Here is a 24717-nt window from a genome sequence, read left to right on the forward strand (position 1 = left end):
CCAGCGGTGCCGCGCAGGCTGCCCCAAACAGAAAATCTCGGGACATCGTTTCTACGATGTCCCGAGATTGTTTCGTACCGGATGCGGGACTCGAACCCGCACATCTTGCGATAGAGCATTTTGAGTGCTCCGCGTCTACCAATTCCGCCAATCCGGCATCAGGGCAATCGTAGTGCACGCGCTCAGATGCACAAAACAGGTGTCACCGGCGTGGTCTTTCACGCCCAGACCCGGCCTGCCATACCGTTTGCGCGCTGAGGCGACTACGATGGAGGCGTGTCTAACCCAGATCAAGAACTTCAGCCCGTACGCCGAGTCATCGTCGCCGAAGACGAATCCGTTATCCGACTCGACATTGTGGAAATGCTCCGGGAAGTCGGCTACGACGTCGTAGGCGAAGCGGGCGACGGCGAATCAGCCGTCCGCCTTGCCGAAGAGCTCCGTCCCGACCTTGTGGTCATGGACATCAAAATGCCGAAGCTCGACGGCATTTCCGCAGCCGAGAAGATCGCTCGGGCCAGCATTGCCCCCGTCGTGCTGCTCACTGCGTTCTCGCAGAAGGAACTCGTTGAGCGCGCCCGCGATGCCGGTGCCATGGCCTATGTCGTCAAGCCGTTCACGGCTGCCGACCTGGTTCCCGCCTTGGAAATCGCACAGTCGCGCTACCAGGAGATCCAGGCACTGGAATCTGAGATTGCGGATATGACCGACCGCTTCGAAACGCGGAAGCTGGTCGAACGCGCCAAGGGTCTGCTCATCTCCAATATGGGGCTGACCGAACCCGAAGCGTTCCGCTGGATTCAGAAGACGTCAATGGACCGTCGTCTGACAATGCGCGAAGTCGCCGAAACTGTTCTCAACCAGCTCGATTCGAAAGACTGAGCTTTCGCTGAAGGCGGTCCTGACCGACGCTGGGACAGGACCGCCTTTGCCGTGCGGTGGCCGTGAACGGCCGGACCTGGTGTAAAGCTGGTGCTCTAGCCTCAGGCCTGGGGCTGGAGCACCAGGTTGGTGATGCGCACAATCGACAGGAGCTTGCCGTTGTCGTCCGTCATGCGAACCTCGTGGTTGATGATGGTGCGTCCAGCGTGGATGACTTCAGCGCGTCCCCAAACCCGTCCGCTGCGAGCGGCTTTCAGGTGGGTGGCGTTGAGGTCAACGCCGACGACGTTCGTCCCGGCGCGCATGAAAGAGTGCAGCGAAGCCAGGGATTCTGCAAGCGCCACGTGTGCGCCGCCGTGGAAAAGGCCCGCGGGCTGCTTATTGCCCTCAACCGGCACGCTGCCCGTCAAGAAGTCGTAGCCTAGGGCGTCCACCGACATGTTCATAGCGGCCATGAGGGTGTCGTCGTCAAACTCCTGATAGTCGGCGAGGATTGCCGCGTATTCTTCTTCGCTCAATCCCTCTGCAAGTGGTGTGATCTGCTTCATGTTCCTCCTTCTGGGGTCACTGTAGCCGATTGAAGCCGCCCCGCCTTGCCGCAGCTTTGCCGGTAGTGTTGAGGTGTGAGCACGAAGCGACTTCTTCTGATTGACGGCCATTCCCTTGCCTACCGGGCGTACTACGCTCTGCCGCCGGAGAACTTCTCGACGGCTGACGGGCAGACCACGAACGCTGTTTTCGGTTTCGCCAGGATGCTGTTGACGGCGGTCAACACGCTTGAGCCCACGCATGTGGCCGTGGCTTTCGATTTGGGCCGGCAGACGTTCCGTCTTGAGGAGTACCCGGAGTACAAGGCCGGCCGTGCCAAGACGCCGGAGGACTTCCACGGTCAGGTGGACCTCATCAAGGACATGCTCGGCGCCTTCGGCGTTCCGGTCATCACCCGGGAGGGGTACGAGGCGGATGACCTCTTGGCCTCGCTTGCTCGCCGGGGTGCGGGGGAGGGCTATGACACCCTCATCGCCTCGGGTGACAAAGATTCCTTCCAGTTGGCCGATGAGAACATCACGATCATGTATCCCAAGCGCGGCTTCACTGATCTGCAGCACATGACACCACAGGCGGTGGAAGACAAATACGGCGTCAGCCCTGCCAACTACCGAGGCCTTGCTGCTCTCGTGGGCGAAAAGGCCGACAACCTGCCCGGTGTTCCGGGAGTCGGCGAAAAGACCGCCGCGAAATGGCTGACGAAGTACGGTGATCTGCCCGCCATTATCGACAACGCGGAGGACATCGGCGGCAAAGTCGGGCAGAGCCTGCGCGACCACATAGGGGATGTCGAACGGAACTATCGCCTCAACCGGCTTGTCGATGACCTCGACATTCCGCTGGACCTGGGTGATGCGGCACTGGGCCGCGGCAGCGCCGAAGCGATCGGCGAACTGTTCGACGCCCTCGAGTTCCGCCAGCTGTCAGCTGAGGTCGGCCCGTTCCTCGGCGGTGCGGAGATCCAGGCGCCCGCGGGAAGCGAAGTGCCCGTACCGCAGAAGACTGACGATGTGGCATCTGTTGTCGCTGCCTCCGAGGGCGAAGTCCTGGGTATCGACGTTGACCTCGAAACACCGGACGTTCTCGGCATTGCGGCCGGTGACAGCGCATGGCTTATCGATATGACCGCGCTTGGCCCGGAAGCTGAAAAACAGGTCGCCAGCCTGCTTGCCGAGCATCCGCAGATCGCCATGCACGACGCTAAGCCGCAGATCAAAGCGCTTGCCGACAACGGTCTGCGCGTGCGCGTGTGGACTGACACGGAGCTTGCCGCCTATCTGCTGATGCCGGATGCACGCGGCTACGAACTCGAAGAACTCGCCCAGAGCCGTGCCGGAATCGCGGCCGCACAGCCTGACGAAAACGCCGGCACTCTTCTGGAGAACACGGATGACGAGGCAGCGGGCAGGAGAGCCTACCTCGCCTCGCGACTGGCGCCTCTGCTGCGCGAGCAGCTTGACGAGTACAGCCAGCTGGCAGTCCTTGACGACATTGAAATGCCGACACAGGCAGTGCTGTCACAGATGGAGCGAGTCGGCATCAACATCGATTCCGCGCAGCTGCAGAACCTCATTGACGAGTTCGGGCGCGAAGCCGACCAGAGCGCTGAAGACGCCTACTCCGCGATTGGCCACACCGTCAATCTCGGTTCGCCGAAACAGCTGCAGACCGTGCTGTTCGATGAACTCGACATGCCGAAGACCAAGAAGACGAAAACGGGCTACACCACGAATGCGGATGCTCTCAATGATCTGTTCCGCAAGACGCAGCACCCCTTCTTGGAGCACCTGCTGGCTCACCGTGAGCGCACCAAGCTCAAACAGACGGTGGTCGGTCTGAAGAAGGAAATCGCCGATGACGGACGGATTCACACCACCTACCTACAGACGATGACGGCTACGGGCAGGCTCAGCTCAAAAGACCCGAACCTGCAGAACATTCCGGTCCGCACGGACTCGGGACGGCGCATCCGCGGTGTGTTCACGGCTGACGCCGATGCCGGCTTCACGGATCTGATGAGCGCTGACTATTCGCAGATCGAAATGCGGATCATGGCGCACCTTTCCGCGGACGAAGCGCTCATTGAGGCGTTCCGCGACGGGGAGGACCTTCACTCATTCGTCGCCGGTCAGGTCTTCCAGATTCCAGTGGAGGACGTCAGCCGGCAGCAGCGCGAAAAGGTCAAGGCCATGTCCTACGGCCTGGTCTACGGTCTGTCTGCCTACGGTCTGTCGAATCAGCTGGGCATCAGCCCGAACGAAGCCTCAGAGCTCATGGCCGAGTATTTCTCGCGTTTCGGTGCGGTGAAGGAATACCTGGACGGTTCGGTCGAAGAAGCGCGGAAGATGGGCTACACACAGACGATGTACGGTCGTCGCCGCTATCTGCCGGCCCTGCAGTCGGATAGCCGTCCGCAGCGTGAAATGGCCGAACGCGCAGCTCTCAACAGCCCTATTCAGGGCACCGCGGCAGACATCATGAAGATCGCCATGTGCAGGATTGCCGACGCATTGGCCGAGGCGGAGCTCAAGTCCCGCATTCTTCTGCAGGTGCACGATGAAGTGATCGTCGAGTGCGCTGCGGGTGAGTTCGACAGCGTCGAGAAGATTGTGGTCGACACGATGAGCAGCGCGGCTGAGCTCAGTGTCCCCCTGGACGTCAATGTGGGGCGCGGTCCGGACTGGCAGTCAGCGGCTCACTGACAGACCGTACAGATGAGTGTGGCCCCGCCCGGCGGCGGGGCCGCACTCATCTGTGGTTAGTCAGCCAGTCGCGTTGAGAAGATCGCGGTGCCCGGCATCAGCTTGCCGCGCAGGGGAGACCAGCCGCCCCACGAAGTGTCGTTGTCTTGGGGCCATTCAGGTTCGGTGAGCTTTTCCAGGACGAAACCGGCACCGTGGATGAGTGAAATCCAGTCGCCCAGCGTTCGGTGGTGCTCGGCGTAGACCGGGTTGCCCTGTTCGTCGAGTTCGACGTAGGGAGTGCGGTCGAAGTAGGAGTATTCGACGCACAGGCCGTCTTCACCCGGAACATCCGGGAAGATCCACCGCAGCGGGTGGGTTACTGAGAACACCCAGCGGCCCCCGGGGCGAAGAACCCGGGCAGTTTCGGCCAGGACCTTTTCAGCGTCCTTCACGAAGGGCAGAGCGCCGTAAGACGAAAAGGCGATGTCAAAGGAACCCGAAGGGAAGGGCAGCTGGCGAGCATCGGCCAGCAGGAAGGTGGGCGGAGTGGCGGATTCGCTCAGCGGGTTCTCCCTGGACAGACGCGCAGCCTGTTCCAGCATGCCGGACGAAACATCGCATCCGGTGACAATACCGCCCTGTTCGGCAACCCAGCGCGAACACTGGCCCGCGCCACAGCCGATTTCGAGCACCTGCCGGCGCGCAACATCGCCGAGCAGGTTGACGTCGTCTTCGTTAACCCCCTCTGGACACCAGATGAATTCTTTAGCGCAGAGGAATGAGCCGTGTTCGGCCAGATAGTCTTCCGCCGAATTGTCCCAATAGGTGCGATTTGCCCTGACAGAGGCCTCTTCGTCGATCGGAAAGTATCCGCCGGAGATGATGCTGGGGTAGCCGTCAGACGTGCTCATACACTTCCATTCCTATTGAACAGCGGGCTGTCTATTCTAAACCGCCTCAATGGATGTTACGATTATTCACTGTGTAATGCTTGCGCTGATAACGCGCCCGCGTACACAGAATATCTGTCCATACCAACACGAGCTCCGGACCGAGCAGCCCGCCCGGACCGGATAATCCAAATCGGAGTCCCTAACTTTATGACCACTAGCACGCCGGACGCGGCGAACACCAAGCAGATCGCTGTCGACGACATCGGATCTGCGGAAGATTTCCTCGCGGCAGTCGACGAAACCATCAAGTACTTCAACGACGGAGACATCGTTGAGGGCACAGTCGTCAAGGTCGACCGCGACGAAGTCCTGGTCGACATCGGATACAAGACGGAAGGTGTCATCCTTTCGCGCGAACTGTCGATCAAGCACGACGTCGACCCCTCTGAGGTTGTCGAAGTCGGGGATCCGATCGAAGCCCTCGTGCTGACGAAGGAAGACAAAGACGGTCGCCTGATGCTCTCGAAGAAGCGCGCACAGTACGAGCGCGCTTGGGGCGACATCGAAAAGATCAAGGAAGACGACGGCGTCGTCACCGGTTCGGTCATCGAGGTTGTCAAGGGCGGCCTCATCGTCGACATCGGACTGCGCGGCTTCCTGCCCGCTTCGCTTGTTGAAATGCGCCGCGTGCGCGACCTCACGCCGTACATCGGCCAGGAAGTCGAAGCCAAGATCATCGAGCTCGACAAGAACCGCAACAACGTTGTTCTGTCGCGCCGCGCATGGCTGGAAGAAACCCAGTCGGCCGTCCGCCACGACTTCCTGCAGACCCTGCAGAAGGGCCAGGTGCGCCCCGGTGTCGTGTCGTCGATCGTCAACTTCGGTGCCTTCGTGGACCTGGGCGGAGTCGACGGACTCGTCCACGTGTCCGAACTGTCCTGGAAGCACATCGACCACCCGTCCGAGGTCGTCGCAGTCGGCGACGAAGTCACGGTCGAGGTTCTCGACGTCGACATGGACCGCGAACGCGTCTCCCTGTCGCTCAAGGCAACCCAGGAAGACCCGTGGCAGCACTTCGCTCGCACCCACGTCATCGGCCAGATCGTGCCCGGTAAGGTCACCAAGCTCGTTCCGTTCGGTGCGTTCGTTCGCGTCGAAGACGGCATCGAGGGCCTCGTGCACATCTCCGAACTCGCTGTCCGCCACATCGACCTGCCCGAACAGGTCGTTTCGGTCGACGAAACCATCTACGTCAAGGTCATCGACATCGACCTGGACCGCCGCCGCATCTCGCTGTCGCTCAAGCAGGCCAACGAAGGTGTAGACCCGGACGCCGAGGAATTCCTCGACCCGGCCCTCTACGGCATGCTCCAGGAGTACGACGAAGACGGCAACTACAAGTACCCCGAAGGCTTCGACCCCGAAACCCAGGAATGGATGGAAGGCTACGAAGCACAGCGCGAAGAATGGGAGCAGCAGTACGCTGCCGCCCAGGAACGCTGGGAAGAGCACAAGAAGCAGGTTGCTCGCGCAATCGCCGCCGATGCAGAAGCCGCCGCTCAGGCTGGCGACGACGCAGCCGGTGCGGGCGCTTCGTTCAGCACGGAAGAATCCGCTGAAGACGAAGGCACCCTGGCTTCCGACGAAGCTCTCGCCGCTCTGCGCGAAAAGCTCGCTGGCAGCTGACCTTCTCTGAAGTGAGGCCGTGGCCGCTCCCTCCGGAGTGGCCACGGCCTCTTCTTTTGGCATGAAGAAGATTGTTCCCTGGCTGATCTACACAGCGGCGCTCCTATGCCTGTCCGCTTGTGTCTACGCTGAGCTCTTGGCTGATTTCGATGGCAGGGTGTTTGCCGACAACGACGATTCCTCGCTTTTCATCTGGTGGATTGCACATACGGCCGATGTCGTCGCGGGATGGTTCGGCAGGACCACCGGCAACGGTTCATTGCTTTACACCACTGCGATGAACGCTCCCGTGGGAGTCAACGGAGCGTGGAACACGTCCTTGGTCGGCATTGGCCTCCCGCTTGTTCCGGTGACGTGGGTATTCGGGCCCGTCGTCAGCTACAACCTTGCGATCGTGTGCGCCCCGGTGATGTCTGCTCTGACGGCAGCGCTGCTCATTCGCCGTTTCACCCGTCTAGTGCCGGCGTTCTTCGGCGGTGCTCTCTACGGTTTCTCGACCTACACGATCGCGCAGTCATCGGGTCACCTCAACCTGGCATGGGCGGTGTTCCCACCTTTAGTCGTGCTCATGATGGTTCTTGTCGCACACGACCGCCGGTGGACTGTCCCGTTCGGCATTGTTCTGGGTTGGCAGTTCTATATTTCGACAGAGCTGCTGGCAGGCACCTTCCTCGCGGTTCTCGTATTCTCTGCGGGTGCGTGTCTGACAGCGTGGCCACACGTTCGGCCGTTCTTAGTCGCGGTTGTTCTGCGCGGTTCTATCGCAGTAGGGATCGCCCTTGTCATCGCCTCACCGCTGCTGTTCACTATGTGGTTTGCGCCGAACCGCCCGCGTGATTCCATTCGGCCGCACGGGGTCTGGAACACAGACGTGCTGGACGTCATGACGCCGGGCCCGTACACGTGGATAGGCACCGGGCGTGAACTGCCCCGCGTCGAACCGATTGACCCATCTGAACTGGGCGGCTACCTCAGCATCCTGTGGCTCGTTGTGTGCCTCGCTGCCGTAGTACTCCTGTGGAAGCGCAGTCCAGCTGCCCGCACCGCAGCGTGTACTGGCTTCGGCATGTGGGCGCTGTCCCTGGGCTCGCCCATCTTCTTAGGCGGTGAGCAGCTGCTGCCCTACGGGCCGTTCCGCCTGGTAGAGCTGATCCCGGTGCTCAGCAATATCCTCCCGATGCGGCTCATGGTCCACGTGGTCCTGGCCTGCTCTGTCCTGTCTGCGCTTTTGCTGAACAGCGCCAGACGAGTTTCGTCACGCGCGCTTATCGGCACTGCTCTGAGCGGAGTCCTCGTTCTGACCTCTGCGGCTCCTGTCCCCGCCCGCGATCTGCACATCCCGGAGTTCTACACCGATCAGGTACGGGATGCGATTCCCGCAGGTGCACTCGTCAAAACACTTCCCAGACCCCGGGCCTGGGCCTACCCTCGGGCGGACGAGGCGATGCTCTGGCAGGCGGTGTCCGGCTTGCACTACCGGGAAACCGGGGGTTATTTCATCGGCGGACGCGACGACGCACCCGTCACCTACGCGGCTGCCGCCGATTCGCTCGATACTCTGCTAGAAGAACACCGTGACTCTCCGGTGCCGAGCGCTGAAGAGCTCAGGGACGGAGTTCGGGAACTGTGCCGCGGGGGAGTGGACTACATCCTCATCGCAGATGACGGCTTCTACCTGCCGCAGCCGGCCCCGGACATCGCCCACGCTGTCGGAGCCGCTGCTGGTGTATCACCCCAGCACACCGGAGGGGTGTGGATGATCAAACTGAGCAAGGAGCAAGGATGCTGAAAATCGGTCTGACCGGCGGTATCGGAGCCGGCAAATCAACTGCTGCGGCGCTTTTCACCGCGCGCGGCATTCCCGTTATCGATTCGGATGCCGTCGCTCGCGAAATCGTCGAGCCCGGTCAGCCGGCTCTGGAAACTCTGCGGGAGCGCTTCGGCGAATCGGTTCTCAAGGACGGTGAACTTGACCGCGCGGAACTGGCACGCCTTGCCTTTGCCGACGCCGAATCCACCCGGGCTCTCAACGACATCATGCACCCGGCTATTGCACAGCGGACACGGGAGCTGTTTGCCGAACATGCCGACGCGCCGATTGTCGTGCACGATGTTCCGCTGCTGGCCGAAAACGGCCTGGAGGACGACTACGACCTGGTTGTTGTTGTCGATGTCCCCGCGGAAGTGCGCCTGCAGCGCCTGGTTGAACTTCGCGGTATGGACGAAGCTGACGCCCGTCAGCGGATCCTCCGCCAGGCCTCTGATGACCAGCGTCAGGCCATTGCGGATGTCGTACTCGACAATTCAGGCACTCCCGAAGAATTCGAGGAGCGCTTCGCAGACGCCTTCCAGAACGTGATCGAACCGGCAGCGCGCAAAGCCTGAGCACATCCTCTGGAAACTGACAGATCTTCGGAGGCTCCGCCTCGTGAGTCAGCTGTCCAGCAGATCCACACGGACAAAAGGAAACAGCGCCGTCAATGACGGCGCTGTTCTCATGTCTGCGGGCAGATCAGGCCATTGTGGCGCTGAGCGTGATCTTCACACCTGAGAGAGCCTTTGCAGCTGGGCAGGTCTTCTTGGCCCGCTCGGCAAGAGTCTGGAAGGTCTTCTGTTCGATGCCTTCCGCACGGCCCACGGTCACGAGGTGGATTTCCTGGATTCCCTTGACCGGGTCGAAGGTGATGTCAGCACCCGTCGTGATCTGTTCGGGAGTGGCTCCCTCTTCTGCGACGATGTTGGCCAGCGCCATCGAGAAACACGATGCCAGGCCGGCACCGATCAGCTCTTCGGGGTTGGTGACCTTGTCGACCTGGGACTCCGCTCGGTTCGTCCAGTTGACGGTGAACGGGCCTAAACCTGAGCTTTCCAGCGAAGCGGAACCTTCGCCGTCAGCCAAGTGGCCCTTCCAGGTGGCCTGTGCTTTTGTTACGCGGCTCATTTTGCCTCCTCAGATTGGGGTTCACTCCAACTCTATGCGCTTTGGCCACTCCGGTGCTCGTGGAGTGCTGCCGTGCAGAGTAGCCTGGGAGCATGGCGCAGCAGTCTCTTCCCGTTCCCAAGATCGGTCACCGGCCGGAAGTCACCCGCTCGGTGGCCCCGTTCGAGGTCGTCAGCGAATACAAGCCGTCTGGCGATCAGCCCACGGCGATTGCCGAAATGGCCGAGCGGCTGCGGGCGGGCGAAAAAGACGTCGTGCTGATGGGTGCTACGGGTACGGGTAAGTCAGCGACAACAGCGTGGCTGATCGAAGAAGTGCAGCGGCCCACGCTCATCATGGCGCACAACAAAACCCTGGCCGCTCAGCTGGCCAATGAGTTCCGGCAGCTGCTGCCGAACAATGCAGTTGAATACTTTGTGTCCTACTACGACTACTACCAGCCGGAAGCCTATGTGCCGCAGACGGACACATTCATCGAAAAGGACTCGTCGATCAATGACGAGGTTGAGCGTCTGCGCCACTCCGCAACGAACGCACTGCTGACCCGCAGGGATGTCGTCGTCGTGTCAACGGTGTCCTGCATTTACGGTCTGGGAACCCCGGAAGAGTACGTGGACCGCATGGTGTCACTCGAAGTGGGTGAAGAGGTCGACCGTGATGCGCTGCTCAAACAGTTCGTCACAATGCAGTACACCCGCAACGACGTGGCATTCACCCGCGGTACGTTTCGCGTGCGCGGTGACACGGTCGAAATCATCCCGCAGTATGAAGAGCTCGCCATCCGCATTGAGTTCTTCGGCGACGAAATCGAAGCTCTCTACACCCTGCACCCGCTGACCGGCGAAATCATTCGCGAAGAAGAGGTCATCCACATCTTCCCGGCGTCGCACTATGTGGCCGGTGAAGACCGCATGGCTCGGGCAATTGCAGATATCGAGGCGGAACTGCAGGAGCGACTGGCCGAACTCGAGGGCCAGAACAAGCTGCTGGAAGCCCAGCGGCTGAAGATGCGCACCACCTACGACCTCGAAATGATGCAGTCGATGGGCTTCACGTCCGGGATTGAGAACTACTCGCGGCACATTGACGGTCGTGCGGCCGGCACCGCGCCGAACTGTCTGTTGGACTACTTCCCGGAGGACTTCCTGCTGGTGGTCGACGAATCGCACGTCACAATCCCACAGATCGGCGGTATGTACGAAGGCGACATGTCGCGCAAGCGGACACTCGTTGAGCACGGCTTCCGGCTGCCGAGCGCCCTGGACAACAGGCCGCTGCGGTTCTCGGAGTTCCAGGATCGGATCGGCCAGACCGTCTACCTGTCGGCTACACCCGGTGACTATGAGCTTGAGCGCTCCAACGGCGTTGTCGAACAGATCATTCGCCCCACTGGCCTGGTGGACCCGAAGGTCATCGTCAAACCCACGCGCGGTCAGATTGACGACCTGCTGGATGAAATCAACCTGCGGGTGGAGCGCAACGAGCGCGTGCTCGTGACGACGCTGACGAAGAAGATGGCCGAAGACCTGACGGACTATCTGCTCAACCACAACGTACGGGTTGAATACCTCCACTCGGACGTTGACACCCTCCGCCGTGTTGAGCTGCTGAGCGAACTGCGCTCCGGTGTTTTCGATGTGCTGGTCGGCATCAACCTGCTGCGTGAGGGTCTCGACCTGCCCGAAGTGTCGCTCGTGTCGATCCTCGATGCGGACAAGGAGGGTTTCCTGCGATCCACCACCTCGCTCATTCAGACAATCGGCCGTGCTGCCCGAAACGTCAACGGCGAAGTGCACATGTACGCAGACACCCGCACGGAGTCCATGCAGAAGGCCATTGAGGAAACCGAGCGCCGCCGCGAAAAGCAGATCGCGTTCAACAAAGAGCACGGAATCGATCCGAAGCCGCTGGTCAAGAAGATCGCGGACATCACGGAGCGCCTCAAACGCGACAACGAAGACACCGCGGAGCTTCTCAACGACTTCGACTACGGCAAGGGCAAACGCGGCTACAACTCGGCCCAAACCGATGAGCAGCGCGCCCGTTCGGCCGGTCAGGAGACAGGGCAGCCGACATCGGTGCGCCCACCGACGACCGACCTGCCTGAGCTCATCGCTGAACTGACCGAACAGATGAACCAGGCGGCAGCCGACCTCCAGTTCGAACTCGCGGCACGTCTGCGCGACGAACTGCAGGAGCTCAAACGTGATCTGCGTCAGATCCAGCGCGAAAGCTGAGCAGTCGGTCCTCGCTGTGTTCTAGACTGGATAGCTGGTGAAGGGGAGTATCCTCATGTGCTGATTCGTCAACACGAAACCGTCCGGCGGCCAGCCGGGTCGGGTTCCGGGTCAGCAGCGCGCAGCAGCGGCGCAGGAAAGACTTTCACGGACGTCATCGACCCCTAAGAAAGAACTCTCGTGCACCACGAATCAGCCAGCGGCCTTTCGCTGACCTTTGAATTCATCGTCCTCGGCGCACTCTGTGTGCTTCTCCTGGCAGACCTGCTGCTCATCCTCAAACGCCCACACCGGCCTTCTAACCGCGAAGCCGGCCTGTGGGTCGGCTTCTACGTCGCACTCGCCCTGATCTTCGCGGGCGCGCTGTACCTCTTCGGCAATAAGCAGGCCAGCGGCGAGTTTCTCGCCGGATGGCTCATGGAGTATTCGCTGTCAATCGACAACGTCTTCGTGTTCATCATCGTGCTGTCTGCCTTCAAGGTGCCGCCCCGGTATCAGCAGGAAGTCCTCATGGTTGGCATCATCTTTTCGCTGGTCTTCCGGGGCATCTTCATCCTCGCGGGCGTGTGGGTCATCGAGAAGTTCATCTGGGTGTTCTTCATCTTCGGTGCGTTCCTCCTGTGGACCGCGTGGAAGCAGGCCACGGAGAAGGACGACGACGACGGCGGTGACAACCTGCTCGTCCGCATGGTGAAGAAGCGGTTTCCGTTCACGGACGATTACCACGACAACAAGATCTTCGTGAAGATCGACGGCAAGCGGTTTGCCACACCGATGCTTCTGGTGTTCATCGCGATCGGCACCACGGACGTCATGTTCGCACTCGACTCGATCCCTGCGATTATGGCGGTCACCCGTTCGGCGTTCATCATCTTCACCGCAAACCTGTTCGCACTCATGGGTCTGCGCCAGCTGTACTTCCTGCTGGAGAACATGGCCGACAAACTGCAGTACCTCAAATACGGTATCGCGGTCATCCTCGGCTACATCGGCTTCAAGCTCATCTACACGGCAGCCCGCGAAACCTTCGCCCACCAGCTTCCGGAAATCCCTCTGGCAGTCTCACTCGGCGTCATCGTCGTATCGATGACGGTCGCCGTCATCGCCAGCCTCGTCAAGCGCCGGCGCGACTACCGGCACTTCCGCAGCGAGCACCTCGGCAGCTGAGGTCAGCCGACCGAACAGCACAAAAAGGGCGGACGCATGTGCGTCCGCCCTTGTCGTTGAAGATCAGATCAGCGTGCCTGACCGAAGCCTCCGATGACGATGTCCCATTCGTCGATCGTGGTCTCGGTGATGACCCGAGCTTCTGCGAAGGGATCGTTCGTCAGGAGGTCTTCGACATTGGCCTTGTCGTCAGCCTGGAATATCAGGAGGGCACCCGGCTGTTGAACATTGGCGAGAGGACCCGACGCCATGAGCATGCCGGCATCAGCCAGTTTGGCCAGCCACTCCCGGTGCGTGGGACGCACCTCCATTCGCGTCTGTTCATCGTCGCTGTAGCGATAGGTGACCGCATAGAAAGCCATGGCGTTCCTCTCATGGGGAATAATGGGTAGTTCCAGTCAGTCTAGTTCAGGAATGGGTAATCGCTTCGTGAGTGCACTTGAGCAGATACCGGAAGAATTCGCCTCTGCCGACACCGTGTACGAAGCATTCGAAGACTATGTGAGCGGTTTGGGCCTGAGCCTGTACGACGCTCAGCAGGAAGCGATACTCGCAGTTCTCGCCGGCGACAACACGATCGTCGCAACACCCACCGGCTCCGGAAAGTCGATGGTGGCCCTCGCCGCCGCCTACTGGGGTGTCAGCACCGGGGTGCGGGTCTACTACACCGCTCCGATCAAGGCTCTCGTATCGGAAAAGTTCTTTGACTTAAGCGAGCGCTTGGGTGCCGACAACGTCGGCATGGTCACCGGTGACAGTTCGGTCAACGCGGACGCTCCCGTCATCTGCGCCACGGCGGAGATCCTCGCCAACCAGGCGCTGCGTGAAGGCCCAATGCTGGACGTGGGAATCGTCATCATGGACGAATTCCACTACTTCGGCGATCCCCAGCGCGGCTGGGCGTGGCAGGTGCCGCTGCTGACGCTGCCGCAGTCGCAGTTCGTCCTCATGTCCGCAACCCTCGGCGACACTACCGCTATCGCCAAGGGCATGGAGGAGCTCACCGGACGGTCCACGTCCTATGTGACGGGTGCGCAGAGACCGGTGCCGCTGGAATTCAGCTACTCGGAAGAACCGCTGCAGGAAACCCTTCACGCCCTCGTCCGCCACGATCAGGCTCCCGTCTACGTTGTGTCGTTTTCCCAGCGGCAGGCAGCAGAGCTGGCCGGGTCGATTGTGAGCGCCAATCTCGCCACCCGCGAGGAGCGCGAGGCGATCGCCGATGAGATTCGCGGCTTCGGCTTTCAGAAGGGCTTCGGAACGACGCTCAAGCGGCTTCTGCTGCACGGCATCGGCGTCCACCACGCCGGCATGCTGCCCAAATACCGACGCCTTGTTGAGCATCTCGCCGGCAAGGGGCTGCTCAAAGTCATTTCGGGCACGGACACGCTCGGCATCGGCATCAACGTGCCCATCCGAACAGTCCTGCTGACAGCGCTGACGAAGTTCGACGGTTCGAAGATGCGCCGGCTCACAGTCCGCGAATTCCAGCAGATCGCCGGCCGCGCCGGCCGTGCGGGCTTCGACACCGTCGGTTTTGTGGTCGCGCAGGCACCCGAACACGAAATCGAAAACAAGAAGGCGGCGGATAAGGCCGCCAACAGCAATAAGAAGCGCAAACCGGCTAAGAAGCAGCCGCCGGCGGGCTTCGTGGGCTGGTCACAGGATACTTTCGAGAACCTGCGCGACAGCGAAGTCGAAGAGCTCCGCTCGCGCATGAAGATCACGCACTCGACTGTCATCAACCTCGCCGCCCGCGGGGGAGATGTCGTGAAGACCGTGCGCGACTTCATTGCCTCGACTCACGAAACTCCGTCGCGCAAACTCGACATGCAGCTGCGCGCGCTGCGCATCGGCCGCGCATTGCTCAATGCGGACGTCCTCGTGCGCACAGAAGAGGACGGCAGGGTGCGCTTTGAACTCGCCGAGGACTTCGGTCCGCAGTTCGCACTCAACCAGCCGCTGTCACCTTTCGCTTTGGCTGCCTTGGAGCTTTTTGACCCCGAAGCAGACGACTGGGCGGACAACGTCCTCAGCGTCATCGAGGCGACGACAGAAGTTCCGTACCACGTTCTGCGCGGACAACTGGATCGGCTCAAGGGTGAAGAGATCCAGGCGCTCAAGTCTGAGGGTGTGCCCTATGACGAGCGCATGGCGATCATCGACGAAATGGAGTTGCCCCGCCCCAACGGGGATGTGCTGGATGAGGCCTATGAGGCGTTCACGGAGCACGCTCCGTGGTTGCGCGAGATCGGCATTGAGCCAAAAGCCGTTGTGGCCGACATGATCAGCCAGGCCATGAACTTCTCGCAGTTCGTCATGTACTACAAGCTGGCTCGCGTTGAGGGCGGACTGCTGCGCTATCTGACGGATGTCTATCGCGCGCTCGTCCAGACAGTGCCGGAAGACCTTGTGACGGAACCGCTGCAGAACATCATCGACTGGCTGGGTGATCTCGTGCTGCGCGTTGATTCCTCCCTCGTGCAGGAATGGGAGGCTCTGCGCAGGGCCGGTGCTGAAGAGACCGATACCCTTCCCCTGGAGCACGCAGCCCGTAAGCTCACCGACGATGAGCGCGCTTTCACGATATTTGTCCGCAACGCCCTGTTCCACCGTGTGCTTCTGGCCGAGCGCGCCGCTTACCGGGCCCTGGGTGAGCTCGACGGCGAGGACGGATGGGACCACCGGCAGTGGGAGGATGCAATCGAAGCCTTCTACGACGAGTACGGTGACCTCGGAGTCGGCGCCGATGCGCGTTCGGCTGCTTTCGTGCACATCCGCCGTGACGGCAGAACCTGGATGGTCGACCAGATACTCGACGACCCTGAAGGCGACAGGGATTGGGCCATTCGCGCTCGAGTTGACCTTGATGCCTCGGATGATCTTGGAGAACCCGCGGTGACGATCATCGACGTTGCCCCGCGTTCAGAAATGGAGAGCTGATACATGACCGCATACGAATCCCAGATTCACCGGCCCGCCGGCGGGGGAGTGTCTCACCTCGACACGATCATCGTGCAGGGCGCCCGGGCACACAACCTCAAAAACATCGATGTCGAGGTGCCGCGGGACAGTCTCGTTGTGTTCTCCGGTCTTTCTGGCTCCGGCAAATCCTCACTCGCCTTCGACACGATCTTCGCCGAGGGTCAGCGTCGCTATGTCGAATCGCTGTCGTCTTATGCCCGCATGTTCCTCGGCCAGATGGACAAACCCGACGTTGACATGATCGAGGGGCTCTCCCCGGCGGTGTCGATCGACCAGAAGTCCACCTCGCGCAACCCGCGTTCGACAGTCGGCACCATCACCGAGGTCTATGACTTCATGCGCCTTCTGTGGGCGCGCATCGGCATTCCCCACTGCCCGCAGTGCGGTGAGGAGATCTCCAGCCAAACACCCCAGCAGATCGTTGATCAGCTGCTGACCCTGCCGGAGCGCACCAAGTTCATCGTCATGGCACCGGTAGTCAGGCAGCGCAAGGGCGAGTTCGCCGAGCTGTTCCAACAGCTGCAGAGTCGGGGCTTTTCGCGCGCCTGGGTAGACGGGGAACAGATCAGCCTGAGTGAGCCGCCCACGCTGAAGAAACAGTACAAGCACGACATTTCGGTGGTCGTCGACCGCCTCATTGCCAAGGACGGCATCCGCCAGCGGCTCACGGACTCGGTCGAAACAGCGCTGCGCACAGCTGACGGTCGCCTCGACGTTCTGCTTGTCGACTCAGACGAGATCCGCACGTTCTCCGAACACATGTCGTGCCCCAACGACCACCCGCTGACCACCGATACGATCGAGCCGCGCACCTTTTCGTTCAACTCGCCCTTCGGCGCCTGCCCCGTGTGCGACGGAATCGGTGTGCGCCTGCAGGTTGACGAGCACCTCGTCGTCCCGGATGACGAACTGACGCTCGCCGAGGGCGCGATCGCCGCGTGGTCGCACGGCAAGTCGACCATGAAGTACTTCAACCGCCTGCTCAAAGGCCTGGGCGACGAAATCGGCTTCGATCTGAAGACCCCGTGGAAAGATCTGCCGAAGAAGGTCCGCACCGCGATTCTTAAGGGCAAGGACTACAAGGTCCACGTCAAGTACCGCAACCGCTTCGGCCGCGAGCGCACCTACTCGACGGGCTTCGAGGGCGTTTTCAACTACATCCTGCGCAAGCACGGCGAAACCGAATCAGACACTGCCCGTGACCGCTACGAGGCGTACATGCGCGAAGTCCCCTGCGCGTCCTGTGACGGAACCCGCCTGAAGCCGGAGGCGCTTGCCGTCACGGTGGCGGGCACCTCGATTGCGGATGTCAGCCGGATGGCGATTGACCAGGCGGCAGAGTTCCTCGGCGGCCTCGAACTGAGCGCACGTGACGCACGTATTGCCGACCAGGTGATGAAGGAGATCCGGGCCCGTCTGCAGTTCTTGCTGGACGTTGGCCTGGAATACCTGTCACTCGACCGGGCCGCTGGGACGCTCTCCGGCGGTGAGGCACAGCGGATCCGGCTTGCCACGCAGATCGGCTCCGGTCTGGTCGGCGTTCTGTACGTTCTCGACGAACCGTCCATCGGCCTGCACCAGCGGGACAACCGTCGGCTCATCGACACCCTCATCAAGCTGCGGGACCTCGGCAACACCCTCATCGTCGTCGAACACGACGAAGAGACGATCGATGCGGCGGACTGGATTGTCGATATCGGCCCGGGCGCTGGTGAACACGGTGGTCAGGTTGTCTACTCCGGGCCCGTTAAGGGTCTGCCAGAGGCAGACGGTTCGGCAACCGGTGATTACCTTGCCGGACGTAAGAAGATCGGCGTGCCTGATGTGCGCAGGCCGGTCGACCGCAAGCGGATGCTCGGTGTCGAGCGGGCTCGGGCGAACAACCTCAAGGACATTTCGGTCAAGTTCCCGCTGTCAGTTCTCACCGCCGTCACGGGTGTGTCCGGTTCCGGCAAGTCGACGCTGGTCAACGACATCCTGTACAGCGAGCTGGCCAACAAGCTCAACAACGCCAAGCGCGTACCCGGCCTGCATAAGCGGGTGACGGGTGTTGAAGAGCTCGACAAGGTCATCCACGTCGACCAGTCGCCCATTGGCCGCACACCCAGGTCGAATCCGGCCACCTACACGGGTGTTTTCGACCACGTGCGCCGGCTGTTCGCAGAGACTGAGACGGCACGCATGCGCGGCTATCAGCCGGGCCGCTTCTCCTTCAACGTCAAGGGCGGTCGCTGCGAGAACTGCTCCGGTGACGGCACCATCAAGATCGAAATGAACTTCCTGCCGGACGTCTACGTGCCCTGTGAAGTGTGCGGGGGAGCGCGGTACAACCGCGAAACGCTCGAAGTGAAGTTCAAGGGCAAGTCGATTGCCGAGGTACTCGACATGCCGATCGAAGAGGCGGCCGAATTCTTCGAAGCGGTTCCGGCAATTTCGCGTCACCTCAACACGCTCGTCAAGGTGGGCTTGGGCTATGTGCGCCTGGGCCAGCCGGCAACCACGCTGTCCGGCGGTGAGGCCCAGCGCGTCAAGCTCGCAGCTGAACTGCAGAAGCGCACGCGCGGTCGCGCCGTCTATGTGCTCGATGAACCGACCACGGGCCTGCACTTTGAGGACATCCGCAAGCTGCTGCTGGTGCTGCAGGGGCTGGTCGACAAGGGCAACACGGTCATCGTCATCGAGCACAATCTCGACGTGATCGCCGCGAGCGACTACATCATCGACATGGGCCCCGAAGGCGGCCGAGGTGGCGGCACGGTTGTCGCTGCCGGCACACCTGAGGAAGTGGCTCAGGTTGAGGCAAGCCACACCGGGCGCTACCTGGCTGCCATGCCGGAGATCGCGAGCCGCATTGGCTGATCCGAGTCAGTATCGGCCGAAACCGGGTGAGATCCCCACGCTTCCGGGGGTCTACCGATTTCGCGATGACGAACGGCGGATCATCTACGTCGGCAAGGCGAAGAATCTGCGCAATCGGCTGAACTCCTATTTCGCCAATCCCGCGGGCCTGCACCCGCGGACTTTCACTATGGTCCACACGGCTTCGTCCGTTGAGTGGACGATCGTGGAAAGCGAAGTCGAGGCGCTGCGCCTGGAATGGACGTGGATCAACGAATTCAAGCCGCGGTTCAACGTAATGTTCCGCGACGACAAGTCTTACCCTTACCTGGCGGTCACTGTGAAGGACCGGTACCCGCGGGTTTTCGTCACTCGCGGCAAACGCCGCAAGGGTGTCAAGTACTTCGGCCCGTTCACTGCCGTGTGGGCGATCCGCGAATCGCTGGATCTGCTGCTGAAGGCATTCCCCGTTCGCACGTGCGCAAAAACAGTTTTTGACCGTGCCGCGCGCTCGGGCAGACCGTGCCTGTTGGGCTACATCGACAAGTGCTCCGCTCCGTGTGTTGACCGGATTACCCCAGAGGCGCATCGGGAGCTTGTCGACGGTGTTACAGAGTTCATGTCCGGCAGCACCGGGAAGATCATTTCGACGCGCAAGCGGGCAATGAAAGAGGCCGCCGGCGAACTCGACTTCGAAAGAGCCGCGCAGCTGCGTGACGAAATCGAGGCTTTAGAAAAAATCGTCGACAAATCCTCCGTCATGCTGTCGCAGAACGTCGACACCGACATCTTCGGACTGACGGTCGAAGAACTCGAAGCATCAGTCCAGGTGTTCCACGTCCGCGGCGGCCGAATCCGCGGTCAGCGCGGGTGGATCATCGAACGCATGCAGGACCTCACTGCAGCCCAGCTGACAAGTGACTACCTGCGGCAGGCATACCTGGACGTCGAAGCCGATGCCATTCCGAAGGAAATCCTCGTCGATACCCTTCCGGAAGACCACACGGTGCTGGAAGACTGGCTCGGCGAAACGCGCGGTTCGAAGGTGACGATCAGGGTTCCCGAACGCGGGGAGAAGGCCGCAGCGCTCACAACCGTCATTGCCAACGCCGAGCAGGCGCTTGAACTGCACAAGAAACGGCGGTCGTCAGACCTGACAACGCGCAGCCAGGCGCTCAATGAAATCCAAGAGAATCTGGGATTGGAAGAAGCTCCCCTGCGCATTGAGTGCATCGACAACTCGCACTTCCACGGTGAGGACGTCGTCGGTTCACTCGTGGTGTTCGAAGACGGCCTGCCGGTCAAGCGGGACTACCGCAGGTTCTCGGTGACAGGGGACGCGGCCCGGGACGACACCTCGGCAATGTACGACGTCGTGTCCCGCAGATTCAGCCGGTACCTGGAATCCCTGGCCCGTGAAGACGAGGATCCCAAGTTCGGCTACCGACCCTCGCTGCTCGTGGTCGACGGCGCCCTGCCGCAGGTGTCGGCTGCCAGACGAGCACTCGATGACCTTGGTTTGGTCGACATTACAGTCGTCGGCCTGGCCAAGCGGCTCGAAGAGGTATGGGTGTCGTGGGATGACTTCCCCGTCATCTTCCCGCGCAACTCGGAAGGCCTGTTCATGCTGCAGCGCATCCGCGACGAAGCGCACCGCTTCGCCATCACCTTCCAGCGCAGCAAACGAAAGATCACCGCCTCGGCACTCGACACCGTCGAAGGCCTTGGTGCCGCCAAACGCACTGCTCTTCTTGACCACTTCGGCTCCGTCACGAAGATCAAAAAGGCCAGCGTCGAAGAGCTGACCGAAGTCAAGGGGATCGGCCCCGCTTTGGCCGAGCGCATTGTGGCCGCGTTCAGAAAAGACTGAAAGAATCAGGCGGGGAAGCAATAAGGAGAACGCATGACCACCAATCAGCGTGACACTGTGCTCGTCGTGACGGGCATGTCCGGTGCCGGACGTTCAACCGCGGCGAAGGCCCTCGAAGACATGGGCTGGTACGTTGTGGACAATCTGCCGCCGCAGATGATCAGCGGTCTTGTCGACCTTGTAAGCCGAGTCGACGGCGACGGCCCGAAGGTCGCGGTCGTTGCCGATGTCCGAGGGCGCGGCATGTTCACAACGCTCAAAGACACGCTGCGTAACCTGCATGGCCCCGAGGGCATCCGCATTCTCTATCTTGACGCCAACGACGACGCCCTTGTGCGCCGCTACGAATCTGTTCGCCGCCCTCATCCGCTGCAGGGGGACGGCACGATTGTCGACGGGCTCCAAGCTGAGCGCAGCGAGCTTGATCCGGTGCGCTCCAGCGCTGATGTCATCATCGACACGTCCGACCTCAACGTTCACCAGCTGAGCGATGAAATCCGCCGTCTGTTCGACAAGGACGGGTCATCTGCTCTGCGCTTGACCGTTATGAGCTTTGGATTCAAATACGGCACCCCGAAAGACGCCGACTACGTGGCCGATGTGCGCTTCCTGCCGAACCCCTTCTGGGTGCCGGAACTCAAAGCGCTGCGCGGAACAGATGAGCCGGTTGCCGAATACGTGCTCACGCAGCCTCGCGCCCAAGACTTCATTGACCGCTACGTGTCGGCCTTGGAAATCGTCATCGACGGCTATTTGGCCGACCACCGTCCCTACGCGACGATCGCCATTGGATGCACCGGCGGCAAACACCGCTCGGTAGCTGTCGCTGAGGCGGTTCATCGCCGGTTGGCGGAACTGACGAACGCGTCCGCCACTCTGCGCCACCGCGACCTGGGGAAGGAATGACATGGAACCCCCGGTTACAACAGCGGAGCTTCCGCTGTATCTGAAGCATCCCGCCAAGCGCTCTGGCCCGAAGGTCGTGTCTTTCGGCGGCGGTCACGGCCTGTACGCAGCCCTGCGGGCTTTTCGCCTGCTGACGGAGGACCTCGTTGCAGTTGTCACAGTCGCTGACGACGGTGGTTCCTCCGGACGTCTGCGTCAGGAGTTCGGCGGTCTGCCGCCGGGGGACCTGCGCATGGCTCTGGCCGCTCTGACGGATGACAGCGAATGGGGCCGCATCTGGCGCGACGTCATTCAGCACCGCTTCGCTTCCACGGGTCCCCTCGACGGCCACTCGGTGGGCAATCTTCTCATCAGCGCCCTGTGGCAGATCCATGGGGACGAAGTCGACGGCCTCGACTGGGTGGCCCGCCTGCTGCGCGCTCACGGCCGAGTTCTGCCCATGTCGTCGCTGCCGCTGACGATCGAAGCCGACGTTGCCGACAGCCATGGCTCAGTCGGTGTTATTCGCGGGCAGTCTCAGATTGCCTCGAGTCAGGGGACCGTGTCTCAAGTGCGGCTCGATCCCGCCGCGCCGCCGGCGCGGTCGGAGACAATTGCCGAGGTGGAGCAGGCCGATGTTCTCAACCTCGGCCCCGGATCGTGGTACACCTCGGTCATGCCGCACCTGTTGGTGCCGGAACTGGCCAAGGCGATCTGCACCTCGTCAGCTGTGAAGTCGCTCACCCTCAACCTGCCGGGAGCATCAGCAGAAACCCGGGGGCTGAGTCTGACTGAGCACCTGGAATCGCTGAACGAACACGCGCCGGAGCTCAGTTTCGACTACATTCTGGTCGACGAAACAGCAGCTGCGGAGGAAAAAGGTCTGCGAGAGGCAGCGGAAAGGCTCTTTTCGGCAACGCTGTGGGAAAGGCCGCTTGCGGCACGTGTCCGCGGCCAGCACGACACGCTGAAGCTGGCTGCCTGCTATCGCGATATGTTTGTCAACGCCGGTCTGAAGACCGATGAACAGTGGTGACTGAGGAAGGAACCCCATGTCCCTGACCGCAAAGGTCAAAGACGAACTCACCCGGGTGGAAGAACGCCGTTCGCCCGCCCGCAAAGCTGAGGTCGCGTCGACGCTGCGCTTCGCGTCGGCTCTGCACATTGTGGCCGGTTCAATCGTCATCGAAGCTGAACTCGACACTGCGGCGGCAGCCCGCCGCCTGTACGGCGAAATCGCAACCCTTTACGGCGCATCGCCGGAAGTCGCCGTCATGGGAGCCTCGGGCCTGAACAAGCGCGAACGCTACATCGTGCGCGTCACCGCCGAAGGGCCGGCACTGGCCCGCCAGACGGGCCTGATCGACAACCGCGGGCGGCCCGTGCGCGGTCTGCCGCCGGCCGTTGTCAACGGTTCCATCAACGATTCGAAGGCCGCATGGCGCGGCGCGTTCCTCGCCCACGGTTCGCTCACCGAACCGGGCCGGTCATCAGCTCTCGAAGTCACGTGCCCCGGACCGGAAGCGGCACTGGCGCTCGTCGGTGCTGCTCGCCGCCTGGGCATCATCGCGAAGGCCCGCGAAGTCCGCGGAGTCGACCGGGTGGTCATCCGTGACGGTGAAGCAATCGGCGAACTTCTTGAAGCCATGGGCGCGACCGAGGTGCGCAAAGAGTGGGAAGAAGGCCGCCAGCGCCGTGAAGTCCGCGCCACCGCCAACCGCCTGGCGAACTTCGACGATGCCAACCTGCGCCGCAGCGCCCGTGCCGCTGTCGCCGCCGGCGCCCGCGTTGAGCGAGCACTCGAGATTCTCGGTGACGATGTTCCCGATCACCTCCGCTACGCTGGGAAGCTGAGGCTCAAGCACAAGCAGGCCTCGCTGGAAGAGCTCGGCCAGCTGGCCGATCCGCCCATGACAAAAGACGCCATTGCCGGCCGTGTTCGCAGGCTGCTGGCCACCGCGGACAAGAAGGCTGAAGAAATGGGCGTTCCCGACACGAAGGCCAGCCTCACCCCCGAAATGCTCGATGACGTCTGACCACCACCTCGTACTCACGGAACCCTGCACACGCGAAAGGCAGACACCATGACAGTCCGCATCGGAATCAACGGGTTCGGCCGCATCGGCCGTTCCGTCCTGCGCCAGATCCTCGCCGGGAACACTTCGCTCGAAGTGGTTGCCGTCAACGACCTCACCGACAACGCAAGCCTCGCCCACTTGTTCCGCTACGACACCGTGTGGGGCCGCTTCGGCGGCACCGTAGAACACACCGACGACGCGCTCATCATCGATGGCAAAACGATCCACGCCAGCGCCCACAAAGACCCGTCTGACATCCCGTGGGGTGAGCTCGGCGTCGACATCGTCATCGAAGCGACCGGCAAGTTCCGCAAGCGCGACCAGGCCCAGAAGCACATCGACGGGGGCGCTAAGAAGGTTCTTCTGTCAGCTCCGGGCAAAAAAGACGACGGCATGTTCGTCATGGGCGTCAACCACGAGGACTTCGACCCGCAGAAGCACCACGTGTTCTCGAATGCGTCCTGCACCACCAACTGCCTTGCGCCGCTGGCGAAGGTCCTGCACGAAGAGTTCGGCATCGAATCCGGCATCATGACCACGATCCACGCCTACACGGGCGGTCAGGCTCTCGTCGACGGGCCGCACAAGGACCTGCGCCGGGCACGTGCGGCCGCTGTCAACATCGTGCCGACAACCACCGGTGCTGCAAATGCCGTCGGCAAGGTTCTGCCTGAACTCGAAGGCAAGCTGGACGGCTTCGCAGTCCGCGTGCCGGTCGTCACGGGATCGCTCGTCGACCTGACGTTCCTGCCCAGCAAGGCCGCCACGGTCGAAGAAGTCAACGCTGCGGTCAAAAAGGCTGCCGAGGGCCCGCTGAAGGGAATTCTGGGCTACACGGAAGACCCGATCGTGTCCTCGGACATCGTGATGGAAGACCGCTCCTCGATCTTCGATGCTCAGCTCACCCGCAAAGTCGGCGACCAGATCAAGGTCGTTTCCTGGTACGACAACGAGTGGGGCTACTCCGAGCGCCTGGTCGATCTGACAAACTACGTAGCCGAACGCCTCTGAACAACGGCACT

18 protein-coding genes and 1 tRNA gene are annotated in these 24717 nt (G+C 61.6%); 14 read left to right on the plus strand and 5 right to left on the minus strand.

Annotated features, from left to right (window positions below; all coding sequences use genetic code 11):
* Positions 1-75: 75 nt before the first annotated feature.
* Positions 76-157: transfer RNA gene (locus HMPREF3087_RS02730), tRNA-Leu, on the minus strand.
* A gap of 119 nt (positions 158-276) precedes the next feature.
* On the opposite strand from HMPREF3087_RS02730, the gene HMPREF3087_RS02735 reads away from it, so the two are divergent.
* A complete protein-coding gene (locus HMPREF3087_RS02735; RefSeq protein WP_026022758.1) occupies positions 277-882 on the plus strand; it encodes an ANTAR domain-containing response regulator in 606 nt (201 codons plus the stop codon).
* A 101-nt stretch (positions 883-983) separates the two neighbouring features.
* Here the strand turns inward: HMPREF3087_RS02735 and HMPREF3087_RS02740 are convergent, their stop codons facing one another.
* On the minus strand, positions 984-1430 hold the full coding sequence (locus HMPREF3087_RS02740) for a PaaI family thioesterase (protein WP_070427963.1): 447 nt from the start codon (positions 1428-1430) through the stop codon (positions 984-986).
* A gap of 75 nt (positions 1431-1505) precedes the next feature.
* Between HMPREF3087_RS02740 and polA the strand changes: the two genes are divergently transcribed.
* Entirely contained in the window at positions 1506-4133 is a 2628-nt protein-coding gene (polA, locus tag HMPREF3087_RS02745; RefSeq protein WP_070427964.1) for a DNA polymerase I, read from the plus strand.
* 56 nt (positions 4134-4189) lie between these two features.
* On the opposite strand, the gene HMPREF3087_RS02750 is transcribed toward polA, so the two are convergent.
* Entirely contained in the window at positions 4190-5026 is an 837-nt protein-coding gene (locus HMPREF3087_RS02750) for a class I SAM-dependent methyltransferase (protein WP_070427965.1), read from the minus strand.
* Positions 5027-5215: 189 nt separating this feature from the next.
* Here HMPREF3087_RS02750 and rpsA point away from each other — a divergent pair, with 189 nt between their 5' ends.
* The 3 genes from rpsA to coaE all read left to right on the plus strand — a co-directional run bounded on the left by rpsA (position 5216) and on the right by coaE (position 9079).
* Positions 5216-6694: a 30S ribosomal protein S1 gene (gene rpsA / locus HMPREF3087_RS02755; RefSeq protein ID WP_019175083.1), complete on the plus strand. Its 1479-nt coding sequence runs from the start codon at positions 5216-5218 to the stop codon at positions 6692-6694.
* A gap of 61 nt (positions 6695-6755) precedes the next feature.
* Positions 6756-8483, plus strand: a complete 1728-nt coding sequence (locus HMPREF3087_RS02760) for a hypothetical protein (RefSeq protein ID WP_141738852.1) — start codon at positions 6756-6758, stop codon at positions 8481-8483.
* On the plus strand, positions 8477-9079 hold the full coding sequence (coaE, locus tag HMPREF3087_RS02765) for a dephospho-CoA kinase (protein WP_070427967.1): 603 nt from the start codon (positions 8477-8479) through the stop codon (positions 9077-9079). The genes HMPREF3087_RS02760 and coaE overlap by 7 nt, the downstream gene beginning before the upstream one ends.
* Positions 9080-9206: 127 nt before the next feature.
* Here the strand turns inward: coaE and HMPREF3087_RS02770 are convergent, their stop codons facing one another.
* On the minus strand, positions 9207-9635 hold the full coding sequence (locus tag HMPREF3087_RS02770) for an OsmC family peroxiredoxin (protein ID WP_019175080.1): 429 nt from the start codon (positions 9633-9635) through the stop codon (positions 9207-9209).
* A gap of 92 nt (positions 9636-9727) precedes the next feature.
* Between HMPREF3087_RS02770 and uvrB the strand changes: the two genes are divergently transcribed.
* Positions 9728-11872 (plus strand): excinuclease ABC subunit UvrB, encoded by a 2145-nt coding sequence (uvrB, locus tag HMPREF3087_RS02775; RefSeq protein ID WP_062021240.1) that lies wholly within the window; start codon positions 9728-9730, stop codon positions 11870-11872.
* Between the two features lie 180 nt (positions 11873-12052).
* Positions 12053-13039, plus strand: coding sequence for a TerC/Alx family metal homeostasis membrane protein (locus HMPREF3087_RS02780; protein ID WP_070427968.1), 987 nt, complete (start codon positions 12053-12055; stop codon positions 13037-13039).
* A gap of 68 nt (positions 13040-13107) precedes the next feature.
* On the opposite strand, the gene HMPREF3087_RS02785 is transcribed toward HMPREF3087_RS02780, so the two are convergent.
* Positions 13108-13401 (minus strand): YciI family protein, encoded by a 294-nt coding sequence (locus HMPREF3087_RS02785; protein WP_061942957.1) that lies wholly within the window; start codon positions 13399-13401, stop codon positions 13108-13110.
* Positions 13402-13453: 52 nt separating this feature from the next.
* Here HMPREF3087_RS02785 and HMPREF3087_RS02790 point away from each other — a divergent pair, with 52 nt between their 5' ends.
* Genes HMPREF3087_RS02790 through gap form a run of 7 tightly spaced genes read left to right on the plus strand, consistent with a single transcriptional unit; the run spans position 13454 to position 24706 of the window.
* A complete protein-coding gene (locus tag HMPREF3087_RS02790) occupies positions 13454-15982 on the plus strand; it encodes a DEAD/DEAH box helicase (RefSeq protein WP_070427969.1) in 2529 nt (842 codons plus the stop codon).
* 3 nt (positions 15983-15985) lie between these two features.
* On the plus strand, positions 15986-18883 hold the full coding sequence (gene uvrA, locus HMPREF3087_RS02795) for an excinuclease ABC subunit UvrA (protein WP_070427970.1): 2898 nt from the start codon (positions 15986-15988) through the stop codon (positions 18881-18883).
* A complete protein-coding gene (uvrC, locus tag HMPREF3087_RS02800) occupies positions 18876-20732 on the plus strand; it encodes an excinuclease ABC subunit UvrC (RefSeq protein WP_070427971.1) in 1857 nt (618 codons plus the stop codon). Before uvrA ends, uvrC begins: the two co-directional genes overlap by 8 nt.
* Before the next feature lie 33 nt (positions 20733-20765).
* Positions 20766-21638, plus strand: a complete 873-nt coding sequence (rapZ, locus tag HMPREF3087_RS02805) for an RNase adapter RapZ (protein WP_070427972.1) — start codon at positions 20766-20768, stop codon at positions 21636-21638.
* A 1-nt stretch (position 21639) separates the two neighbouring features.
* Complete coding sequence (gene yvcK, locus HMPREF3087_RS02810; protein WP_070427973.1) at positions 21640-22653, plus strand: gluconeogenesis factor YvcK family protein; 1014 nt, start codon at positions 21640-21642, stop codon at positions 22651-22653.
* Positions 22654-22669: 16 nt separating this feature from the next.
* Entirely contained in the window at positions 22670-23653 is a 984-nt protein-coding gene (gene whiA / locus HMPREF3087_RS02815; protein WP_019175071.1) for a DNA-binding protein WhiA, read from the plus strand.
* Between the two features lie 48 nt (positions 23654-23701).
* Positions 23702-24706 carry a type I glyceraldehyde-3-phosphate dehydrogenase gene (gene gap / locus HMPREF3087_RS02820; protein ID WP_062021263.1) on the plus strand — a complete coding sequence of 335 codons (1005 nt, stop codon included), beginning with the start codon at positions 23702-23704 and terminating at the stop codon, positions 24704-24706.
* The last annotated feature ends 11 nt before the right edge of the window (positions 24707-24717 follow it).

Source organism: Brevibacterium sp. HMSC22B09 (genome assembly GCF_001806795.1).
Lineage (GTDB): Bacteria > Actinomycetota > Actinomycetes > Actinomycetales > Brevibacteriaceae > Brevibacterium > Brevibacterium ravenspurgense.

Bases quoted from the DNA above. Each gene is read 5' to 3' on its own strand.
- HMPREF3087_RS02785 (WP_061942957.1), bottom strand. From the start codon at position 13,401: ATGGCTTTCTATGCGGTCACCTATCGCTACAGCGACGATGAACAGACG.
- uvrA (WP_070427970.1), top strand. From the start codon at position 15,986: ATGACCGCATACGAATCCCAGATTCACCGGCCCGCCGGCGGGGGAGTG.
- rpsA (WP_019175083.1), top strand. From the start codon at position 5,216: ATGACCACTAGCACGCCGGACGCGGCGAACACCAAGCAGATCGCTGTC.
- HMPREF3087_RS02770 (WP_019175080.1), bottom strand. From the start codon at position 9,635: ATGAGCCGCGTAACAAAAGCACAGGCCACCTGGAAGGGCCACTTGGCT.
- coaE (WP_070427967.1), top strand. From the start codon at position 8,477: ATGCTGAAAATCGGTCTGACCGGCGGTATCGGAGCCGGCAAATCAACT.
- HMPREF3087_RS02790 (WP_070427969.1), top strand. From the start codon at position 13,454: ATGGGTAATCGCTTCGTGAGTGCACTTGAGCAGATACCGGAAGAATTC.
- HMPREF3087_RS02740 (WP_070427963.1), bottom strand. From the start codon at position 1,430: ATGAAGCAGATCACACCACTTGCAGAGGGATTGAGCGAAGAAGAATAC.
- uvrB (WP_062021240.1), top strand. From the start codon at position 9,728: ATGGCGCAGCAGTCTCTTCCCGTTCCCAAGATCGGTCACCGGCCGGAA.
- whiA (WP_019175071.1), top strand. From the start codon at position 22,670: ATGTCCCTGACCGCAAAGGTCAAAGACGAACTCACCCGGGTGGAAGAA.
- yvcK (WP_070427973.1), top strand. From the start codon at position 21,640: ATGGAACCCCCGGTTACAACAGCGGAGCTTCCGCTGTATCTGAAGCAT.
- gap (WP_062021263.1), top strand. From the start codon at position 23,702: ATGACAGTCCGCATCGGAATCAACGGGTTCGGCCGCATCGGCCGTTCC.
- rapZ (WP_070427972.1), top strand. From the start codon at position 20,766: ATGACCACCAATCAGCGTGACACTGTGCTCGTCGTGACGGGCATGTCC.
- HMPREF3087_RS02750 (WP_070427965.1), bottom strand. From the start codon at position 5,026: ATGAGCACGTCTGACGGCTACCCCAGCATCATCTCCGGCGGATACTTT.
- HMPREF3087_RS02760 (WP_141738852.1), top strand. From the start codon at position 6,756: ATGAAGAAGATTGTTCCCTGGCTGATCTACACAGCGGCGCTCCTATGC.